Source organism: Cellulomonas sp. H30R-01, assembly GCF_010119915.1.
In the GTDB taxonomy this organism is placed as follows: Bacteria; Actinomycetota; Actinomycetes; order Actinomycetales; family Cellulomonadaceae; genus Cellulomonas; species Cellulomonas algicola.
Window position 1 is genome coordinate 1,199,354 of the sequence record NZ_CP048210.1, and the last position, 18,530, is coordinate 1,217,883.

Below are 18,530 nucleotides of genomic sequence, written 5' to 3' on the forward strand. Positions count from 1 at the left end.
TGGACGGACCCCGCTGTCAGCCTGCTGTCAGCGGGTGGCGCCGGCCGGCGGGCCGCTGTCGACCCGCTGTCAGACCGCTGTCAGCGGCGCCGCCGCGGGCGCACCGGCGCCCGGGACGACGGGCACCGGGCCGCGCGTGCGGAGCGTGCCGCAGAACGACACGACCCCGGCGGCGAGCAGCGCGGCCCCCACCATGTGCAGGTTGACCAGCGCGATCGGGAGGCCGGTGAAGAGCTGGACGTACCCGATCAGCCCCTGACCGAGCGTCACGCCGAGCAGCACGAGCCCGACCGTGCGCGGCCGGCCGCCGACCTGCGACCGCAGGACCCGCCACAGCATGACGGCGAGCACCGCGACGAAGAGCCAGACCGACGCCGCGTGCACGCGTGCCATGGCGTACGGGTCGACCGCGAACCGGTAGCCGACCTCCTCGTCGCCCGAGTGCGGCCCGGCGCCGGTGACGACGACCCCCAGCACGAGGACGAGGACGGTGAGCGCGGCGAGCAGCCAGCGCAGGCGGTACGTGCTGCGGTCGACGAGCGGCTCGGGCGGCGCGTCGCCCTCGGCCGACCGGACGAGCAGCCACGTCGACGCGGCGACGAGCGCCATCGAGATGAGCAGGTGGCCGCCGACGATCGCGGGGTGCAGGTCGACGAGCACGGTGATCCCCCCGACGACGGCCTGCACCGCGACCCCGGCGAGCGGCGCGAGGCCGAGCCAGCGGTAGGCGGCGGAGCGGCTGCGGTCGGAGAAGACGAGGAGCGCGACGACGATCGCGAGGATGCCCAGCACGCCGGTGATGGTCCGGTTGCCGAACTCGATGAACGGGTGGATCGACGTGGCCTCGTGGAACCGGGGCGTGAACTCGCCGGGCTCGCACTGCGGCCACGTCGAGCAGCCGAGGCCTGAGCCGGTGAGCCGCACGGCGCCGCCCGTGCCGACGATGACGATCTGCCCGACGAGGTTCGCGATGATCGCGGGCCGGGTCCAGCGCGGCCGCAGACGGTCGAGCAGGGGCGGCCGGACGGGTGCGGTGGCGGGCGTCGTCACGCGTCCCAGGGTAGTTCGGCGCGGTGGCCCGCCCGACCGCGTGCCGAGCGAGCCGCGTCACACGTCAGTGCCAGCGGAACAGCCGGCCCGCACCCCAGCCGAGCGCGGCGGTCCAGCCGAGCAGGACGACGACCGACCAGGGCGGGAGGACCCCGTGCAGCAGCGTCTCGCGCATGGCCTCGCCCAGCGCGCCGGACGGCAGCAGCAGCGCGACGTGCTCGAGCGGCCCCGGCAGGCTCGCGGCGGGCACGATCACCCCGCCCGCGACCGCGAGGACGAGCAGCGCGAGGTTGGCGACGGCCAGGACGGCCTCGGCGCGCAGCGTCCCCGCGACGAGCATCGCGAGCGACGTGAACGCCGCCGTGCCGAGCACGACCGCGACGGCGGCGAGCGGGATCCCGGCGGGGTCGGGACGCCAGCCGAGCACGACGGCCGCCGTCCCGATCACGAGCACCTGCACGAGCTCGACGACGAGCACGCCGAGCACCTTGCCCGCGAGCAGCCCGCCGCGGCCGAGCGGCGTGGTGGACAGCAGCCGCAGCACGCCGTTGCGCCGGTCGAACGACGACGCGATGGCCTGGGACGTGAACGACGTCGTCATGACGGCGAGCGCCAGGACACCGGGCGCGAGGAAGTCGATGCGGCTCGCGTCGCCGGTGTCGAGCTCGACGAACGTGCCGCGCGTCAGCCCGACGAGGACGAGCACGGGCACGACGACCGTCACGAGCAGCTGCTCGCCGTTGCGCAGGATCGCGCGCGCCTCGAACGAGGTCTGCGCGAGGACGCGGCGCCAGGTGGGCGCGGCACCGGCGTGGGGGTCGCGGACCGGTGCGGAGGTCGTCGTCATCGCAGGTCCCGTCCCGTCAGGTCGAGGAAGACGTCCTCGAGCGTCGAGCGGCCGACCGACAGACGTGTCGCGAGCACGTCGCCCGCGGCGAGCCAGGCGGTGACGGCCGCGACGGTCGCGGGCTGGACGGCGCCGGAGACGACGTACGTGCCGGGCGCGGCCTCGACGACGGCGAACCCGTCGCCGAGCGCGGCGCGCAGCCCGTCCAGGTCGAGCCCGGCGCGCGTCTCGAGACGCAGCGAGCGGTCGTCCGCCGACGTCAGCAGGTCCGCGACCGAGCCCTCGGCGACGACGCGGCCCTGGTCGACGACGACCACGTGGTCCGCCAGGTCCTCGGCCTCGTCCATGAGGTGGGTGGTGAGCAGCACGGCGACACCCTCGGCCCGCAGCTCGCGCACGAGCTCCCAGACGGCGAGCCGTGCCTGGGGGTCCATGCCGGCGCTGGGCTCGTCGAGGAACACGACGTCGGGCCGGCCGACGACCGCCGCGGCGAGCGCGAGACGCTGCCGCTGCCCGCCGGACAGCCGCCGGACCGTGGTGCGCGCGAACGACCCGAGCCCGAGCCGTTCGGTGAGCTCACCGAGGTCGCGCGGGTCCGCGTACATGCGGGCGACGTGCGCGAGCATGTCGGCGGCGCGGATCGACGTCGGCAGGCCGCCGTCCTGGAGCATCACGCCCACGCGCGGGCGGAGCTCACGGGCCTGCGTGCGCGGGTCGAGCCCGAGGACGCGCACGGCACCCTCGTCGGGCGTGCGCAGACCCTCGCAGCACTCGATCGTCGTCGTCTTGCCGGCGCCGTTGGGCCCGAGCACGGCCGTCACCTGGCCGGGGAGCGCGGCGAGGTCGAGCCCGTCGACGACGGCGCGACCGCCGTACCGCTTGACGAGCCCACGGACCTCCAGCGCGGGGGAGTCGGGCACGAGAGGGGAGTCTAGGCGCGCGGCCCGGCCGTCCCGGAGCGCCCGGCGGTCGAGGTGACGTCCGCCACAGCCGGTCGCGTGACCGTCGCGTCCCCGCCGGTGGGCACGGGGCGCCCGTCGCGTGTCGTCACCTGCGGGAAGGTCACCCTTGCTTGCAGGGATGGATTTCGACAACAAGGATGTTGCCAATATCGCGACCATCCCCCGGTCGTGCCCACGGCCGGTCCACCCGGTCGCGCGGCGTGGGGGAGGCCCCACGATCCGGGAGGTGACCATGAGCGCGACGCTGCCCGTCGCCGCCGTGAGCACCGCGGCGACGCCCGAGTCCGACGCCGGCACGCGCGAGCGCGTCCTGCGGCTCGTCGCCGCGCAGGGTCCGGTGTCCGCCACCGAGCTCGCCGCCCGGCTCGACCTCACGACCACCGGCATCCGCCGGCACCTCGCGGTGCTCGAGTCCGGCGACCAGATCGCCGTGCACGACGGGGTCGGCCTCGGCCCGGCGCGTCGCGGTCGCCCGGCCCGCCGCTACGTCGTGACCAGCCGCGGCCAGGCCGCGCTCTCGCACCGCTACTCCGAGCTCGCCGCGCAGGCGCTGCGCTTCCTCGCCGAGACCGGCGGACCGGCCGCGGTCGAGAGCTTCGCCGAGCAGCGGGTCCGCGACCTCGAGCAGCGCCTCGTGGCGGTCGTCGACGCGGCCGGCGACGACGTCACGGCCCGGGCCCGCTCGCTCGCCGACGGCCTGACCGCCGACGGGTACGCCGCGTCCGCACGGCCCGTCCCCGGCGCACGAGCCGTCCAGCTCTGCCAGGGGCACTGCCCCGTCCAGGACGTCGCGCACGAGTTCCCGCAGCTCTGCGAGGCCGAGGCCCGCGCGTTCTCGCGCATCCTCGGCGTCCACGTGCAGCGCCTCGCCACCCTCGCCGGTGGTGGGCACGTCTGCACCACGAACATCCCGACGACCGCACCGACCCCCGCAGCCCCCGTGCTCGCCCCGGAAGGACCGACAGCATGAGTGCACCCACCGAGAACGCGGCAGCCGCTGCGCCCCTCACGCAGGACGAGGCCATCGCCTCGATCGGCAACTACAACTACGGCTGGCACGACACCGACGTGGCCGGCGCCACGGCGAAGCGCGGCCTGTCCGAGGCCGTCGTGCGGGAGATCTCGGCGCTGAAGAACGAGCCCGAGTGGATGCTCAAGACGCGCCTGAAGTCGCTGCGCCTGTTCGAGAAGAAGCCCATGCCGTGGTGGGGCTCCGACCTGTCGGGCATCGACTTCGACAACATCAAGTACTTCGTGCGCTCGACGGAGAAGCAGGCCGCCAGCTGGGAGGACCTGCCCGAGGACATCAAGAACACGTACGACCGCCTCGGCATCCCGGAGGCGGAGAAGCAGCGCCTCGTCGCGGGCGTCGCCGCGCAGTACGAGTCCGAGGTCGTCTACCACCAGATCCAGGAGTCGCTCGAGGAGCAGGGCGTCATCTTCCTCGACACCGACACGGGCCTGCGCGAGCACCCCGAGATCTTCGAGCAGTACTTCGGCTCCGTGATCCCCCCGGGCGACAACAAGTTCGCGTCGCTCAACACCGCCGTGTGGTCGGGCGGGTCGTTCGTCTACGTGCCGCCGGGCGTGCACGTCGAGATCCCGCTGCAGGCCTACTTCCGCATCAACACGGAGAACATGGGCCAGTTCGAGCGGACGCTGATCATCGCCGACGAGGGCTCGTACGTGCACTACGTCGAGGGCTGCACCGCGCCCGTCTACTCGTCGGACTCGCTGCACTCCGCGGTCGTCGAGATCATCGTCAAGAAGAACGCCCGCGTGCGGTACACGACGATCCAGAACTGGTCGAACAACGTGTACAACCTCGTCACCAAGCGGGCGACCGCCGCCGAGGGCGCGACGATGGAGTGGGTCGACGGCAACATCGGCTCCAAGGTCACGATGAAGTACCCGGCGATCTACCTCATGGGCGAGCACGCGCGCGGCGAGACGCTGTCGATCGCGTTCGCGGGCGAGGGCCAGCACCAGGACGCGGGCGCCAAGATGGTGCACGCCGCGCCGCACACGTCGTCGTCGATCGTCTCGAAGTCGGTCGCGCGCGGCGGTGGCCGCACGTCCTACCGCGGGCTCGTGCAGGTGCTGGAGGGTGCGAGCCACTCCGCGTCGAACGTGCTCTGCGACGCGCTGCTCGTCGACCAGATCTCGCGCTCCGACACCTACCCGTACGTCGACGTCCGCGAGGACGACGTGTCGATGGGCCACGAGGCCACGGTGTCGCGCGTGAGCGAGGACCAGCTGTTCTACCTGATGTCCCGGGGCATGCCCGAGACCGAGGCGATGGCCATGATCGTGCGCGGGTTCGTCGAGCCCATCGCGCGCGAGCTGCCCATGGAGTACGCCCTCGAGCTCAACCGCCTCATCGAGCTGCAGATGGAAGGGGCCGTCGGCTGATGACGACCACCACGGAGAACCTGTCGACCGACCACTCGCGGGCGGTCGCCGACGGGGCCCACACGCACGGCACCGGGGGCACCCCGGAGGCGTCCCGTGCCGCGCGTCCGACGTCCTTCGACGTCGCCGACTTCGCGGTCCCCACGGGCCGTGAGGAGGAGTGGCGGTTCTCGCCCGTCGACCGCCTCGCGCCGCTGTTCGCCGCGACGAGCGAGGGCGTGCTCACGGGTCACGGCGTGCTGACGACCGTCGTCGAGGCGCCCGAGGTCAGGGTCGAGATCGTCGACCGCGATGACGAGCGCCTCGGCCGCGCGGGCGAGCCCGGCGACCGCACCGCCGCCGTCGCGTGGGCGTCGTTCCCGCGTGCGACCGTCGTGACGGTCCCGCGCGAGAAGGTCGCGTCCACCGTGACGTCGATCAAGATCGAGGGCGTCGAGGGTGCGGGCACGCACGACGCGCCGCTCGAGCCGTCGGCGACGCACCTGCTGGTGCACGCCGAGGCGCTGTCCGAGGGCGTCGTCGTCATCGACCACGTCGGGCACGCGTCGCTCACCGAGACCGTCGAGATCGTCGCGGACGAGGGTGCGCACCTCACCGTCGTCACGGTGCACGACTGGGCCGAGGGCTCGGTCCACGCGTCGTCGCACCGGCTGCGGATCGGTCGCGACGCGACCGTCAAGCACATCGCGGTGACGCTCGGCGGCGACGTCGTGCGCATCACGCCCGACGCCGCGTTCGTCGGCGAGGGTGCGTCGGTCAACCTGCTCGGCCTGTACTTCGCCGACGCGGGCCAGCACCAGGAGCAGCGCCTGTTCGTCGACCACGCGGTCCCCAACTGCGTGAGCCGTGTGACCTACAAGGGCGCGCTGCAGGGCGCGGGCGCGCACACCGTGTGGGTCGGCGACGTGCTGATCCGCGCGGCCGCCGAGGGCACCGACACGTACGAGCTCAACCGCAACCTCGTCCTCACCGACGGGGCGCGCGCGGACTCGGTGCCGAACCTCGAGATCGAGACGGGCGTCATCGAGGGTGCGGGCCACGCGTCCGCGACCGGCCGCTTCGACGACGAGCAGCTCTTCTACCTGCGCGCCCGCGGCATCCCCGAGGCCGACGCGCGTCGGCTCGTCGTGCGCGGCTTCTTCGCGGAGCTGGTCCACGAGATCGGCGTCCCCGCGGTCGAGGAGCGGCTCATCGGTGCGATCGAGAAGGAGCTCGAGGCGTCCATGTCGGCGCTCGACGGGCTCGCCGACCGTCCGCACGTCGACGGTTCCGAGTCATCCGTCCACACGGAGCGCGCATGACCGCACAGCTCGCCTGCTACGACGAGGACGTGCCGGCCGCCGGCACGCTCCGCGTCGAGCTCGAGGGCGAGTCCGGACCCGTCGAGGTCGCGATCGTCCGCGACGAGGACGGCGAGCTGCACGCCATCAGCGACATCTGCTCGCACGGCGCGGTCTCGCTGTCCGACGGCGAGGTCGAGGACTGCTCGATCGAGTGCTGGCTGCACGGGTCGCGGTTCGACCTGCGCACCGGCAAGCCGCTCGGCCCGCCCGCGGTCCGGCCCGTCCCCGTCTACCCCGTGACCGTCGACGGCCAGCGCGTGCTGGTCGACGTCGACGCCCCCCTCTGACCTAGGAGTACCCCGCATGGCCACCCTGGAGATCCGCGACCTGCACGTCAGCGTCGAGACCAAGGAGGGCGCCAAGCCCATCCTGCGCGGTGTCGACCTGACCGTGAACAGCGGCGAGACGCACGCGATCATGGGCCCCAACGGGTCCGGCAAGTCCACGCTCGCGTACTCGCTCGCGGGCCACCCGAAGTACCAGATCACCTCCGGCACCGTGACGCTCGACGGCGAGGACGTCCTCGCCCTGTCCGTCGACGAGCGCGCCCGCGCGGGCCTGTTCCTCGCGATGCAGTACCCGGTCGAGGTGCCCGGCGTCTCGGTGTCGAACTTCCTGCGCACCGCGAAGACCGCGATCGACGGCGAGGCCCCGCCGCTGCGCACGTGGGTCAAGGACGTCCGCACCGCGATGGACGACCTCCGCATGGACCCGGCGTTCGCGGACCGCTCCGTGAACGAGGGCTTCTCCGGCGGTGAGAAGAAGCGCCACGAGATCCTCCAGATGGAGCTCCTCAAGCCGAAGTTCGCGATCCTCGACGAGACCGACTCGGGCCTCGACGTCGACGCGCTGCGCGTCGTGTCGGAGGGCGTCAACCGCGTCCGCCAGAACCCGGACGTCGGCGTGCTGCTCATCACGCACTACACGCGCATCCTGCGCTACATCCAGCCCGACTTCGTGCACGTCTTCGTCGACGGCAAGGTCGCCGAGGAGGGCGGGCCCGAGCTCGCCGAGCGCCTCGAGAACGAGGGCTACGACCGGTTCCTCACGTCGGCGGTCTGACGACCGACGACCACCGTCCCCGGGGGAGCGTCCGTGCGACGCCCCCGGGGGACTCCTGACCCGGTAGGCGCACGACCCCACGACGAAGGGCGGACGACGTGACCAGCACGCTCGACACCGCGGTCCCGCAGGGCGGGACGCCGGCCGCGGCCGGCACGCTCGGTCCCGCCGAGCTCGCGGCGGTCCGCGCGGACTTCCCGCTGCTCGCGCGCACCCTGCGCGGCGGACGCCCGCTCGTCTACCTCGACTCGGGGGCGACGTCGCAGAAGCCCGAGGTCGTCCTCGACGCCGAGCAGGACTTCTACGTGCAGCGCAACGCCGCCGTGCACCGCGGCGCGCACCAGCTCGCGGAGGAGGCCACCGAGGCGTTCGAGGACGCGCGCGACCGCGTCGCGTCGTTCGTCGGCGTCTCACCCGGCGAGCTCGTCTGGACGTCGAACGCGACCGCGGCGATCAACCTCGTCGCGTACGCGATGTCGAACGCGTCCCTGGGGCGCGGCGGGTCGGAGTCGGCGCGCTTCGCCCTCCGCCCGGGCGACGAGATCGTCGTCACCGAGGCGGAGCACCACGCGAACCTCGTGCCGTGGCAGGAGCTCGCCGCCCGCACGGGCGCGACGCTGCGCTGGATCGGCGTCGACGACGACGGGCGCCTGCGCCTCGACGACCTCGCGACGGTCGTGGGGGAGCGGACCCGCGTGCTCGCGTTCACGCACGCGTCGAACGTGACCGGGGCGATCACGCCCGTCGAGGCGTTCGTCGCGCGGGCCCGCGAGGTCGGCGCGCTCACCGTCCTCGACGCGTGCCAGTCCGCGCCGCACCTGCCCGTCGACCTGCACGCGCTCGGCGTCGACTTCGCCGCGTTCTCGGGCCACAAGATGCTCGGTCCGACCGGCGTCGGCGCCCTCTACGGTCGCCGCGAGCTGCTCGAGGCCATGCCGCCCGTCACCACCGGCGGGTCGATGGTCGAGGTCGTCACCATGGAGCGCACGACGTACGCGCCGCCGCCGCAGCGGTTCGAGGCGGGCACGCAGATGGTGTCGCAGGCCGTCGGCATGGGCGCCGCCGCGTCGTACCTCGCCGAGCTCGGCATGGACGCCGTGGCCGCGCACGAGGCCCACCTCACGCAGCTCCTGCTCGACGCCGTGGCGTCCGTCCCGGGCGTCCGCGTGATCGGCCCGACCGACGCGCGCGACCGGCTCGCGAACGTGTCGTTCGTCGTCGACGGCGTGCACGCGCACGACGTCGGCCAGGTGCTCGACGACGCCGGCGTCGCCGTCCGCGTCGGGCACCACTGCGCGCAGCCGCTGCACCGCCGGTTCGGCGTCGCCGCGACCGCCCGCGCGTCGGCCGCCGTCTACACGACCGACGAGGAGATCGAGGTGTTCCGGGAAGCACTCGCGGGGGTGCGGACGTTCTTCGGTCTGGAGGACGGGAGTCACGCATGAGCACCTCGATGGAACAGCTGTACCAGCAGGTCATCCTCGACCACGCGAAGCACCCGCACGGGCGGGGCCTCGGCGAGGTCGCGGTGGCCGAGGCCCGCACGGCCCAGTCGCACCAGGTCAACCCGACGTGTGGCGACGAGGTGACCCTGCAGGTCGACGTCGACCCCTCGGGGGTCGTCCGCGACGTGCGCTGGGAGGGGCAGGGCTGCAGCATCTCGCAGGCCTCTGTCTCCGTGCTGCACGACCTCGTCGTCGACCAGGACCTGACCACCGTCGACGACCTCGCGGGCACGTTCCGCGCCCTCATGCAGTCGAAGGGCGCCGGGCTCGGTGACGAGGTGGAGGACAAGCTCGGAGACGCCGCCGCCTTCACGGGCGTCGGCCGCTACTCGGCCCGCGTGAAGTGCGCCCTGCTCGGCTGGGTCGCCCTGAACGACGCACTCATCAAGACCGGCGCGACGCGCACCAAGGAGGACGCATGAGCACCGAGACCAACCCGACCACGGTCGCCGACGTCGAGGAGGCCATGCGGGACGTCATCGACCCCGAGCTCGGCATCAACGTCGTCGACCTCGGCCTCGTCTACGGCGTCGTCATCGACCAGACGAACACCGCCGTGATCGACATGACCCTCACCTCCGCGGCGTGCCCGCTGACCGACGTCATCGAGGACCAGTCCGCGCAGGCGCTCGACGGCATCGTCGACGGCTTCCGCATCAACTGGGTCTGGATGCCGCCGTGGGGCCCGGAGAAGATCACCGACGACGGCCGCGCCCAGATGCGCGCCCTCGGCTTCAACATCTGACCAGCCGAGCAGCACGTCCACGACGACGCCCGCCTCCCGCCGGAGGCCGGGCGTCGTCGTGCGTCTGCCGGGAGCGGCGCCGCGGTCCGTCAGACGCGAGGGACGTCGTTGATCGCGAGCAGGGGAGCGGACAGCGTTGTCGGCCCCGTCATCCAAGGCTCGTGCGCGGGCAGGAGCGCGACCTGCCACGCGCCCGGCGGGATGAGGGGTGACGGCGACGCGAGCCCGACCGGGTCGGCGGCGACGAAGCCGCGGCGGCCGTAGTAGCAGGGGTCGCCCTCGAGGACGACGAGCGGCCATCCCGCGGCCGAGGCACTGTCGAGCGCGGCCGCGACGAGAGCCGTGCCGATACCGCGTCGCTGCGCGGCAGGGGCGACGGAGAGCGGGGAGAGCGTGAGGGCGGGCACGGGTCCGCGCGCCGAGGTGATCATGACGCGCGTGAGCAGGACGTGCCCCACGACGTCACCGTCGCCGCCGACCGCGACGAGCGAGAGGCCCTCGACCCACGCGGGGTCAGCCCGGAGCGCGTCGAGCATGGTCAGGACGTGGTCGGCGTGCTCGCCGAACGCGGAGCCGACGACCTCACGCACGGCATCGACGTCAGCAGGGGTCTCGGAGCGGATCAGCACGCGCGCGACCGTAGCCCGGCGCCGGGCCTGGGCGCAGGTCGATATCACTGGTCGCTAGGTCGGGAGCGGGGCCGACTCGCGGACCACGAGCCGTGTCGGCAGCAGGAGCGAGCTGGGCGTCTCGCCGTCGACGACCGCGAGGAGGACCCGCGCCATCTCCTGCCCGAGCGAGCGGATCGGCTGCTGGACCGTGGTGAGCGGCGGGTAGGCGAGCTCGGCGATCGGCAGGTCGTCGAAGCCCACGACGGCGACGTCCTCGGGCACGCGTCGTCCGTGCAGCGCGAGGGTCCGGAGCGCTCCGACGGCCATGTTGTCGGACGCGACGGCCACGGCGTCGATGTCGGGATCGCGGTCGAGCAGGCGCTCCATCGCGCGCGCGCCGCCCTCCCGCGTGAAGTCGGCGCGCTCGACGAGCGTGGGGTCGAGGTTCGCGACGGACAGGGCGTCGGTGACGCCCTCGAGGCGCGCGACGGCCGCGTGCGAGTCCTCGGGTCCGGCGATCGTGGCGATGCGTCGGCGGCCGAGCCGGACGAGGTGCTCGGCCGCGGTCCGGCCGCCGCCCCTGTTGTCGACGTCGACGAACAGCTCGGGCTGGCCGTGCAGGGGCCGGCCGCCGTACACCGCGGGCAGCCCCGACTCCTCGACCATCCGCTGGAGGGGGTCGTCGCCGCGCAGCGCCATGACCATGACCCCGTCGGCACGGGGGCGTCGCAGCATGCGCCGGACGCGGTCGTGGCCGCGCTCGGGGTGGCACAGGAGGAGCTTGAGGTCGAGCTCGGTGTTCTCGAGCGCCGTCGTGACCCCCACGATCACCTGGCCGATGAACGGGTCCCCGAGGAGGTCCGGGTTGTCGTGGGACGCGGCGAGGACGACGGCGCCGACCTTCTGGCGCGCGAGCGCCTGCGCGGTGACGTTCGGGACGTAGCCCAGCTCGCGCACCGCGCGGTCGACCGCGCGACGCGTCGCGGGGCTGACGTGGACGGCGTTGTTGATGGCGCGCGACGCCGCGGAGCGCGAGACACCGGCGCGTTCGGCCACCTCGTCGAGGGTGGGAGGGCGTCCCGTCCGACCTGTCATGGTTCCCCTCGTCCGCGTGCTGAACCCGCGTGAGGCTACCACCGGGGATGCTGCGGCGGGCAGCGCTCCCGGCGGGATCACGGTGCACGCTCGCTCACTCCTTAGAGCGATGACCTGCCGCTTCGTCTTGACATCGAACGGAGTCGCCCGGACCATCAAGCGCGGAACTGGAAGCGCGTCCAGTCAGTCGGGGAGCGCCGCCGTGACGATGCGGCGCGAGCGGCGGGCGACGTCCACTTTCGTGCGATGTGTCCGTCTCGGACGTCGTGGAAGCGCTACCAGTTCTCACTGCCCGCACCACCAGACAACGCGCCCCGACGGCGCCCGCCCTCACCCTTCCGGAGACACCGTGGTCCCCACACCCGCCCCGCGCCCACGCCGGCGCCGCCGGTGGCTGGCCGGCTCGACGTCGGCCGCCCTGCTCGTCGTCGCGGCCGTCGCGTCGACTGCGACCGCCGCCCCCCTGACGGACGAGCACGGCTTCGCCGACGGCGACGCGCAGGGCTGGTTCACCTACGCCAACGCCGGGACCGTGTCGTCGACCGCGGCGAGCGGTGAGATGTGCGCGGTGGTCGACGGCGGCGTCAACCCGTGGGACATCGCGCTGCAGCACGACGACGTGACGTACGACCGCGACACCACCTACACGGTATCGTTCGAGGCGCACGCGACCGCGCCCGTGACCGTGCCCGTCCAGGGCGGGCTCGGTTACCCCGCGGCGTTCGGTCACCAGGTCGTGCTCGACGGCTCCGCGACGCCGCAGCACGTCGAGTTCACGTTCACGCCGGCCGACTGGCCGACGCGTCCGGGCACGCCCGGCTCGCCGGTCGCCGACGACTGGACGACCGGGACCGGCCAGGTCTCGTTCCAGCTCGGCGGGCAGGCCGCGCCGTACACGTTCTGCGTCGACGACTTCTCCGTCACGTCGGGCGCCCGCATCGACCACTCGTTCGCGGGCGGTGACCTCGGGGAGTTCTCGCTCTACGACGCCGCCGGTGGCGGGACGGCCCGCGCCGGGGCCGACGGGCTCAGCGCGTGCATCGACCTGCGCGGCGGCTACGCGAACCCGTACGAGGCGGGTCTCGAGCGCAAGCACGTCGAGGTCGTCGAGGGGCGCAGCTACGTGCTCGAGCTCACGGCCTACGCGAGCGCCCCGGCGCCCGTCAACGTGCTCGTGGGGCAGTTCGGCGAGCCGTGGCACCGCGTGCTCGACGACGACGCGGCACTGACGACGACGCCGACGACCTTCACCTACGCCTTCATGGCCGACGCCTCGTTCAGCGCCGACCCGTCGGCGGCCTACGGCCGCATCCAGCTCGAGCTCGGTCGACGCACGGCGCCGTACACGTTCTGCATCACCGAGCTGTCGTTCGCCGAGACGACCGAGCCGCCGCCGCCGTACGAGCCCGACACCGGCTCGCGCGTCCGCGTGAACCAGGTCGGGTACCTGACCGACGGGCCCAAGCGCGCGACGCTCGTCACGACCGAGACCGACCCCGTCGACTGGGAGCTCCGCTCCGGCAGCACCGTGGTCGCGTCCGGCACGTCGACGCCGCGCGGCGTCGACCCGACGGCCGGCGTCAACGTGCACGTCGTGGACTTCGGCGACGTCACCACGCCCGGCACGTACACGCTGCGCGCGGACGGCGAGACCAGCCACCCGTTCGTCGTCGGTGACGACCTGTACGACAGCCTGCGCCACGACGCGCTCGACTACTTCTACCCGGTGCGCAGCGGCATCGCGATCGACGGGTCGATCATGGGCGACGCGCGCTACACGCGCCCTGCGGGCCACGTCGGACGGCCGGGTGACGCAGGCGCCAACCAGGGCGACCACGCCGTCCCCTGCATCACGCCGGCAGAGGCGCAGCACCTCTACGGCGACTGGACGTGCGACTACACGCTGGACGTCGTCGGCGGCTGGTACGACGCGGGCGACCACGGCAAGTACGTCGTCAACGGCGGCATCGCCGTCGCGCAGGTCATGAGCACCTACGAGCGTGCCCTGCACGCGCCGACGGGCGACGTCGTGGCCCTCGGTGACGGCTCCCTCGACATCCCGCTCGTCGAGCAGACCAACGGGGTGCCCGACGCGCTGGACGAGGCGCGCTGGGAGCTCGAGTGGATGCTGCGCATGCAGGTGCCGGCCGGGGAGCCGCTCGCGGGCATGGTCCACCACAAGGTGCACGACGTCGACTGGACCGGCCTGCCGCTGCTGCCGTCGGACGACCCGCAGGAGCGCCGGCTGCACCGCCCGTCGACCGCGGCGACCCTGAACCTCGCGGCCGCCGCGGCGCAGGGCGCCCGGCTGTGGGAGCCGTACGACGCCGAGTTCGCCGCCGAGCTGCTCGCCGCCGCCCGCACCGCGTACGCCGCCGCGGTCGCCACGCCCGACCTGTACGCGCCGGCGCCGAACGCCGACCCGAGCCCGGGTGGCGGTCCGTACGACGACACGGACGTGACCGACGAGTTCTACTGGGCGGCCGCCGAGCTGTTCCTCACGACCGGTGAGGCGCAGTTCCGCGACGCGGTGCTCGCGAACGAGCTCCACACCGCGGACATCTTCACCGCGGGCGGGATGTACTGGGGCGAGACGGCGGCCCTCGGTCGCATGGACCTCGCCGTCGTGGAGTCCGACATCCCCGGGCGCACCGCGATCCGCCAGTCGGTGGTGGACGGTGCGGAGACGTACCTCGAGCGGCAGGCGGCCGAGCCGTTCGGCACCGCGTACAGCGGCAACGACGACGGCGTGTACGAGTGGGGGTCGAACTCCGCGGTCCTCAACAACCAGGTGGTCCTCGGCACCGCGTTCGACCTCACGGGCGACCAGCGGTTCGCGGACGCCGTGCTCGAGTCGATGGACTACCTGCTCGGCCGCAACGCGCTCAACATCTCGTACGTCACCGGCTACGGCGACGTGTTCTCCGACGACCAGCACAGCCGGTGGTTCGCGCACTCGCTCACCGACGCGCTGCCCAACCCGCCGGTCGGGTCGGTGTCGGGCGGACCGAACTCGGACGTCGGCACGTGGGACCCGGTCATCAGCGGCCTCTACGGCCCCGACCACATGTGCGCACCCCAGCTCTGCTACGTCGACGACATCCAGTCGTGGTCGACCAACGAGATCACCGTGAACTGGAACTCGGCCCTGTCGTGGGTGGCGTCGTTCGTCGCCGACCAGCGCGGCGGAGCGTCGGCCGCGGGCACGGTCGCGTGGGTCCGTACCGGACCCGCGGACGTCACGGTCGCCGACGGTGCGCAGGCCCGCTTCACCGTCGCCGCGTCGGGCTCGCCGACGCCGACCGTGCAGTGGCAGCGGCTCGTCGACGGGACGTGGACCGACGTGCCGGGTGCGACGGAGGCGACGCTCGCGCTCACGGTGCGCACCGCCGACTCGGGGGCGCGGTTCCGGGCGTACGTCGCGAACACCTTCGGCGGCGCCTACTCCGACCCGGGGACCCTCACGGTGGCCGCGCCCGGCGCTCCGGTCGGCGGCGGCGGGGGCGGCACCTCGAGCGGAGCCACCCCGGCGGCCGGTGCCGGTCCCCTCGCGGTCACGGGCGCCGACCCGTGGGCGCTCCTCGGCATGGGGCTGCTGCTCGTCGCCGCAGGCGCGGGTGCGGTCGTCGTCACCCGGAGGTCGCGGACCACCGGCTGACGACCTGCGTGCCCGGTCGGCACCCGCTGGACCACGTCGCTCCCGTGACCTCCGGGTCGCGGGAGCGACGTGCGCGCGCCGCTGGGCCCCGCAGAGGCGTCGAGGGCGTGGACCGCTCCGGACCGGGGACGGTTCAGAGTGCGTCGGTCGCGAAGGTGTCGCAGGCGGCGAGCGTGCCCTGCTCGTAGCCGGTGGTGAACCAGCGCTGGCGCTGCTCGGACGAGCCGTGGGTCCACGAGTCGGGGTTCACGCCGCCGCCGGACTGCTGCTGGATGTGGTCGTCGCCGACGGCCTCCGCGGCGGACAGCGCCTGCTGGAGCTGCTCGGCGGTGATCGGCTCGAGGAACGTCACGCCGGTGTCCGGGTCGACCTCGGTCGCAGCGCTGCCGACCCACATGCCCGCGTAGCAGTCGGCCTGGAGCTCGACGCGCACGGAGTCGGACTCCGCGCCGGTGCCCTGCCGCTGCGCGCGGTCCATGACGCCGGTGAGGTTCTGGACGTGGTGCCCGTACTCGTGCGCCGTCACGTACATCTCCGCGAGCGGGCCGCCCTCGGCGCCGAACTGGCTCTGCAGGAGGTCGTAGAAGCCGAGGTCGAGGTAGATGGTCTGGTCGGGAGGGCAGTAGAACGGCCCGGTCGACGCCGATGCGGCGCCGCAGCCCGTCGTGGTCTGACCCTCGAACGCCTCGGCGGCGGGCTGCGCGAACTGCGCGCCCTGCGCGGGGAGCTCGGCCGCCCAGTACGCGTCGAGCGCCTGGAGCGTCGCGGACAGGCGGCAGTCGCGCTGCTCGTTGGCCTGCTCCGCGGTGCAGTCCCCGACCACACCCTGCTCGGCCTGCTGCCCGCTGCCGCCGGCGACCCCCTGCAGGACGTTGGCGAGGTCGCCGTTGCCCGACTGGTTGAGGAAGATCGCCAGCACCGCGACGACGAGCGCGCCGATCCCGCCGCCCACGGCGACCTTGCCACCGCGGCTCGTGCGCACGCGACCGCCCTCGAACTGACCACCCTCACCGAACGTCACGGAGGGGAACTTAATCCCGCGCCCCGGAGTCCGCCTGTCGGGACGGCGGCGCCACCCGTTCGTGCACGTCGGCCGCGCGGGGTACAGCGCGGTCAGTCGTCGGCGAGGCCGCGGGCGGCGAGCGCGTCACCGGTCGCGCGCGCGTGGGCGACCATCCGGACGGCCGCGGGCACGACGAGCGCGCGCGGGTCACGGTCGAGGCCCCGCGCCCGGGCGGCGGCCCGGACCTCGAGCGAGGACTGCGCGAGCACCGGGATGGTGCGGAGGAACAGGCCGACGGCAAGCGCCGCGGTCTCGGGGTGGAGCCCGACGTGCCGCAGGGGCAGTGTCACGCGCGCGAGCACGTCGAGCAGCGCGTCGGACCGGGTGGTCGCGGTGACGACCGTGCCGAGGACGACGAGCGCGAGGAGCTCGGCGGCGATCTCGACCCCGACCTCCCAGCCGCGCGACCACGTCTGGTAGACGCCGACGACGAGCGCGAGCACGGTGACCGGGAGCAGGCCGCGGGTCGTGAGGTGCAGCGGGACGCGTGCGACGAGCAGCACGCCGACCGCGACGACGAGGGCGCCGACGGCCGAGCGTGGGCCGTCGAGCAGCAGCACCGCGACGCCGGCCAGGGCGAGGCCGGCGAGCTTCGCGCCCGCAGGCAGGCGGTGCACGACCGTCGTGCCGGGGTGGTAGAGCCCGAGCGGGCCGGCCCAGGGCGGCCGGATCGGGCCGCGCTCCCGCCGGGTCACGGCACGCCCGCCTGGCCCATGAGCGCCTCGTAGTGCGCGACGGCCTCGTGCGGCGCACCGTCGTGCACGACGAGCCCGTCGTCGACCACGAGGACGCGGTCGGCACGGCGGGCGGCGTCGAGGTCGTGCGTGACGACGACGACCTGCTGGTCGAGGTCGCCGAGCAGGTCGTCGACGACCCGGCGCCAGCGCAGGTCCAGCAGCGTGGTCGGCTCGTCGCACACGAGCACTGCGGGCTCGACGGCCAGCACCGCCGCGATGGCGAGGAGCTGGCGCTGCCCGCCGGACAGCGCGTGCACGGACACGTCCGCCCGCTCGCCGAGCCCGAACCGGCGCAGCGCCGCCCGGGCCGCCTCCAGCCGCTCCGCCTTGTCGGGGAACCGGCGGCGCAGTGACAGGGCGACGTCCTCGAGCGGTGTCGGCAGGACGATCTGCGCGTTGGGGTCGGTGAACACGAACCCGACGCGCTGCCGGACCGCGGCACCGCCGGCGGCCGTGTCGAGCCCGTCGACGCGCACCGTCCCGCGGGACGGCAGGACCAGCCCGTTGAGCAGCCGCGCGAGCGTCGACTTGCCCGAGCCGTTGGCCCCGACGACCGCGATCCGGCGCTCGGCGAGCCGCAGCGTCACCGGACCGAGCAGCCGGACGACGCGGTCGGCGCCACCGGCCGGGTCGGGGCTCCAGGCGGTGACGACGACGTCGTCGAGCTCGATCACGCGTGCCTGCCGTCAGCGGCGCGAGCGCAGCAGGTCGGGGAACGCGCGGAACACGGCGAGCGCGACCGCGGCCGCGAGGAGGTTCTTCACGACGTCGCCGGGCCAGTACACGACGTCGATCGCGAACGCCTCGCCGAAGGACACGCCCAGCCGGGCCATGAGACCGACGATGCCCGCGGGGTGGACGGTGAGGAAGCTCGCACCGAGCCCGGCGCCCACGAGCGCGAGGTAGCGCAGCGCGCCCGTGAGCCGCAGCGCGCGCCCGGCGAGGAGGCCCGCGACGGCCGCGGCGAACGGGAACGCGAGCAGGTACCCGACGGACGGCTTGGTCAGCACGACGAGTCCGCCGGTGCCGTCCGCGAACACGGGCACGCCCGCGAGGCCGACGGCCAGGTACAGGAGGACGGCCAGCGCACCGCGCTGCCAGCCCAGCACGAGGCCGGCGAGCACCACGCCGAACGTCTGCAGCGTGATCGGCACGCCGGACGGCGTCGGGATGCCCGGGAGGATCGCGCACACGGCGATGAACGCCGCGAACGTCGAGACGAGCGCGACGTCCGTCGCGACGCTGGAGCGCACGACGGGTGCGGGATGGACGGCCGCCGCGGCGGCGGAGTCGGTCGACAGGTGCTTCTCGGGCGCGTCGGTCATGGGTCCCCCAGGGGCCTCGTGGCGTCGTGGCGTCGGAAATCAGCGCGGATCGTCACGCTAGCGGCTAGGTAGAATCGGGGTCCTTCGCGTCCGTGGCCAACGCCGGGACGCATTT

18 protein-coding genes are annotated in these 18,530 nt (G+C 73.7%); 9 read left to right on the forward strand and 9 right to left on the reverse strand.

The genetic code is table 11. From position 1 onward, the window contains the following. Window positions 1-69 precede the first annotated feature (69 nt). From GXP71_RS05255 to GXP71_RS05265, 3 genes are all read right to left on the reverse strand, one after another. The gene (locus GXP71_RS05255) at window positions 70-1,050 is read right to left on the reverse strand and encodes a heme A synthase (protein WP_162351800.1); all 981 of its coding nucleotides are present in this window, start codon (window positions 1,048-1,050) and stop codon (window positions 70-72) included. A gap of 64 nt (window positions 1,051-1,114) precedes the next feature. Beyond that, the gene (locus GXP71_RS05260; RefSeq protein ID WP_162351801.1) at window positions 1,115-1,897 is read right to left on the reverse strand and encodes an ABC transporter permease; all 783 of its coding nucleotides are present in this window, start codon (window positions 1,895-1,897) and stop codon (window positions 1,115-1,117) included. Next, complete coding sequence (locus GXP71_RS05265) at window positions 1,894-2,817, reverse strand: ABC transporter ATP-binding protein (RefSeq protein WP_162351802.1); 924 nt, start codon at window positions 2,815-2,817, stop codon at window positions 1,894-1,896. Before GXP71_RS05265 ends, GXP71_RS05260 begins: the two co-directional genes overlap by 4 nt. 274 nt (window positions 2,818-3,091) lie before the next feature. Here GXP71_RS05265 and GXP71_RS05270 point away from each other — a divergent pair, with 274 nt between their 5' ends. The 8 genes from GXP71_RS05270 to GXP71_RS05305 all read left to right on the forward strand — a co-directional run bounded on the left by GXP71_RS05270 (window position 3,092) and on the right by GXP71_RS05305 (window position 9,926). Beyond that, a complete protein-coding gene (locus GXP71_RS05270) occupies window positions 3,092-3,829 on the forward strand; it encodes a metalloregulator ArsR/SmtB family transcription factor (RefSeq protein WP_162351803.1) in 738 nt (245 codons plus the stop codon). After that, complete coding sequence (gene sufB, locus GXP71_RS05275; protein ID WP_124343621.1) at window positions 3,826-5,271, forward strand: Fe-S cluster assembly protein SufB; 1,446 nt, start codon at window positions 3,826-3,828, stop codon at window positions 5,269-5,271. Before GXP71_RS05270 ends, sufB begins: the two co-directional genes overlap by 4 nt. Further along, window positions 5,271-6,572 (forward strand): Fe-S cluster assembly protein SufD, encoded by a 1,302-nt coding sequence (sufD, locus tag GXP71_RS05280; protein WP_124343620.1) that lies wholly within the window; start codon window positions 5,271-5,273, stop codon window positions 6,570-6,572. The genes sufB and sufD overlap by 1 nt, the downstream gene beginning before the upstream one ends. After that, the gene (locus tag GXP71_RS05285; protein ID WP_124343619.1) at window positions 6,569-6,901 is read left to right on the forward strand and encodes a non-heme iron oxygenase ferredoxin subunit; all 333 of its coding nucleotides are present in this window, start codon (window positions 6,569-6,571) and stop codon (window positions 6,899-6,901) included. The genes sufD and GXP71_RS05285 overlap by 4 nt, the downstream gene beginning before the upstream one ends. Window positions 6,902-6,917: 16 nt before the next feature. Beyond that, entirely contained in the window at window positions 6,918-7,676 is a 759-nt protein-coding gene (sufC, locus tag GXP71_RS05290) for a Fe-S cluster assembly ATPase SufC (protein ID WP_124343618.1), read from the forward strand. Between the two features lie 98 nt (window positions 7,677-7,774). Further along, window positions 7,775-9,121: a SufS family cysteine desulfurase gene (locus GXP71_RS05295; protein ID WP_162351804.1), complete on the forward strand. Its 1,347-nt coding sequence runs from the start codon at window positions 7,775-7,777 to the stop codon at window positions 9,119-9,121. Continuing rightward, window positions 9,118-9,603: a Fe-S cluster assembly sulfur transfer protein SufU gene (sufU, locus tag GXP71_RS05300; RefSeq protein WP_162351805.1), complete on the forward strand. Its 486-nt coding sequence runs from the start codon at window positions 9,118-9,120 to the stop codon at window positions 9,601-9,603. The genes GXP71_RS05295 and sufU overlap by 4 nt, the downstream gene beginning before the upstream one ends. Next, entirely contained in the window at window positions 9,600-9,926 is a 327-nt protein-coding gene (locus GXP71_RS05305) for a metal-sulfur cluster assembly factor (protein WP_124343615.1), read from the forward strand. Before sufU ends, GXP71_RS05305 begins: the two co-directional genes overlap by 4 nt. 89 nt (window positions 9,927-10,015) lie before the next feature. Here GXP71_RS05305 and GXP71_RS05310 read toward each other — a convergent pair whose 3' ends face one another. Both GXP71_RS05310 and GXP71_RS05315 read right to left on the reverse strand, forming a co-directional pair. Further along, complete coding sequence (locus GXP71_RS05310; RefSeq protein ID WP_162351806.1) at window positions 10,016-10,555, reverse strand: GNAT family N-acetyltransferase; 540 nt, start codon at window positions 10,553-10,555, stop codon at window positions 10,016-10,018. A 54-nt stretch (window positions 10,556-10,609) separates the two neighbouring features. Then, entirely contained in the window at window positions 10,610-11,593 is a 984-nt protein-coding gene (locus GXP71_RS05315) for a LacI family DNA-binding transcriptional regulator (RefSeq protein WP_238402634.1), read from the reverse strand. 388 nt (window positions 11,594-11,981) lie between these two features. Between GXP71_RS05315 and GXP71_RS05320 the strand changes: the two genes are divergently transcribed. Continuing rightward, complete coding sequence (locus tag GXP71_RS05320; protein ID WP_162351808.1) at window positions 11,982-15,290, forward strand: glycoside hydrolase family 9 protein; 3,309 nt, start codon at window positions 11,982-11,984, stop codon at window positions 15,288-15,290. Window positions 15,291-15,423: 133 nt separating this feature from the next. On the opposite strand, the gene GXP71_RS05325 is transcribed toward GXP71_RS05320, so the two are convergent. From GXP71_RS05325 to GXP71_RS05340, 4 genes are all read right to left on the reverse strand, one after another. Beyond that, a complete protein-coding gene (locus GXP71_RS05325) occupies window positions 15,424-16,311 on the reverse strand; it encodes a neutral zinc metallopeptidase (RefSeq protein WP_162351809.1) in 888 nt (295 codons plus the stop codon). 92 nt (window positions 16,312-16,403) lie between these two features. Further along, window positions 16,404-17,048 carry an energy-coupling factor transporter transmembrane protein EcfT gene (locus GXP71_RS05330; RefSeq protein ID WP_162351810.1) on the reverse strand — a complete coding sequence of 215 codons (645 nt, stop codon included), beginning with the start codon at window positions 17,046-17,048 and terminating at the stop codon, window positions 16,404-16,406. After that, window positions 17,045-17,764, reverse strand: coding sequence for an energy-coupling factor ABC transporter ATP-binding protein (locus GXP71_RS05335; protein ID WP_162351811.1), 720 nt, complete (start codon window positions 17,762-17,764; stop codon window positions 17,045-17,047). The genes GXP71_RS05330 and GXP71_RS05335 overlap by 4 nt, the downstream gene beginning before the upstream one ends. A 12-nt stretch (window positions 17,765-17,776) precedes the next feature. Next, on the reverse strand, window positions 17,777-18,415 hold the full coding sequence (locus GXP71_RS05340) for a biotin transporter BioY (RefSeq protein ID WP_162351812.1): 639 nt from the start codon (window positions 18,413-18,415) through the stop codon (window positions 17,777-17,779). Window positions 18,416-18,530: the final 115 nt, after the last annotated feature.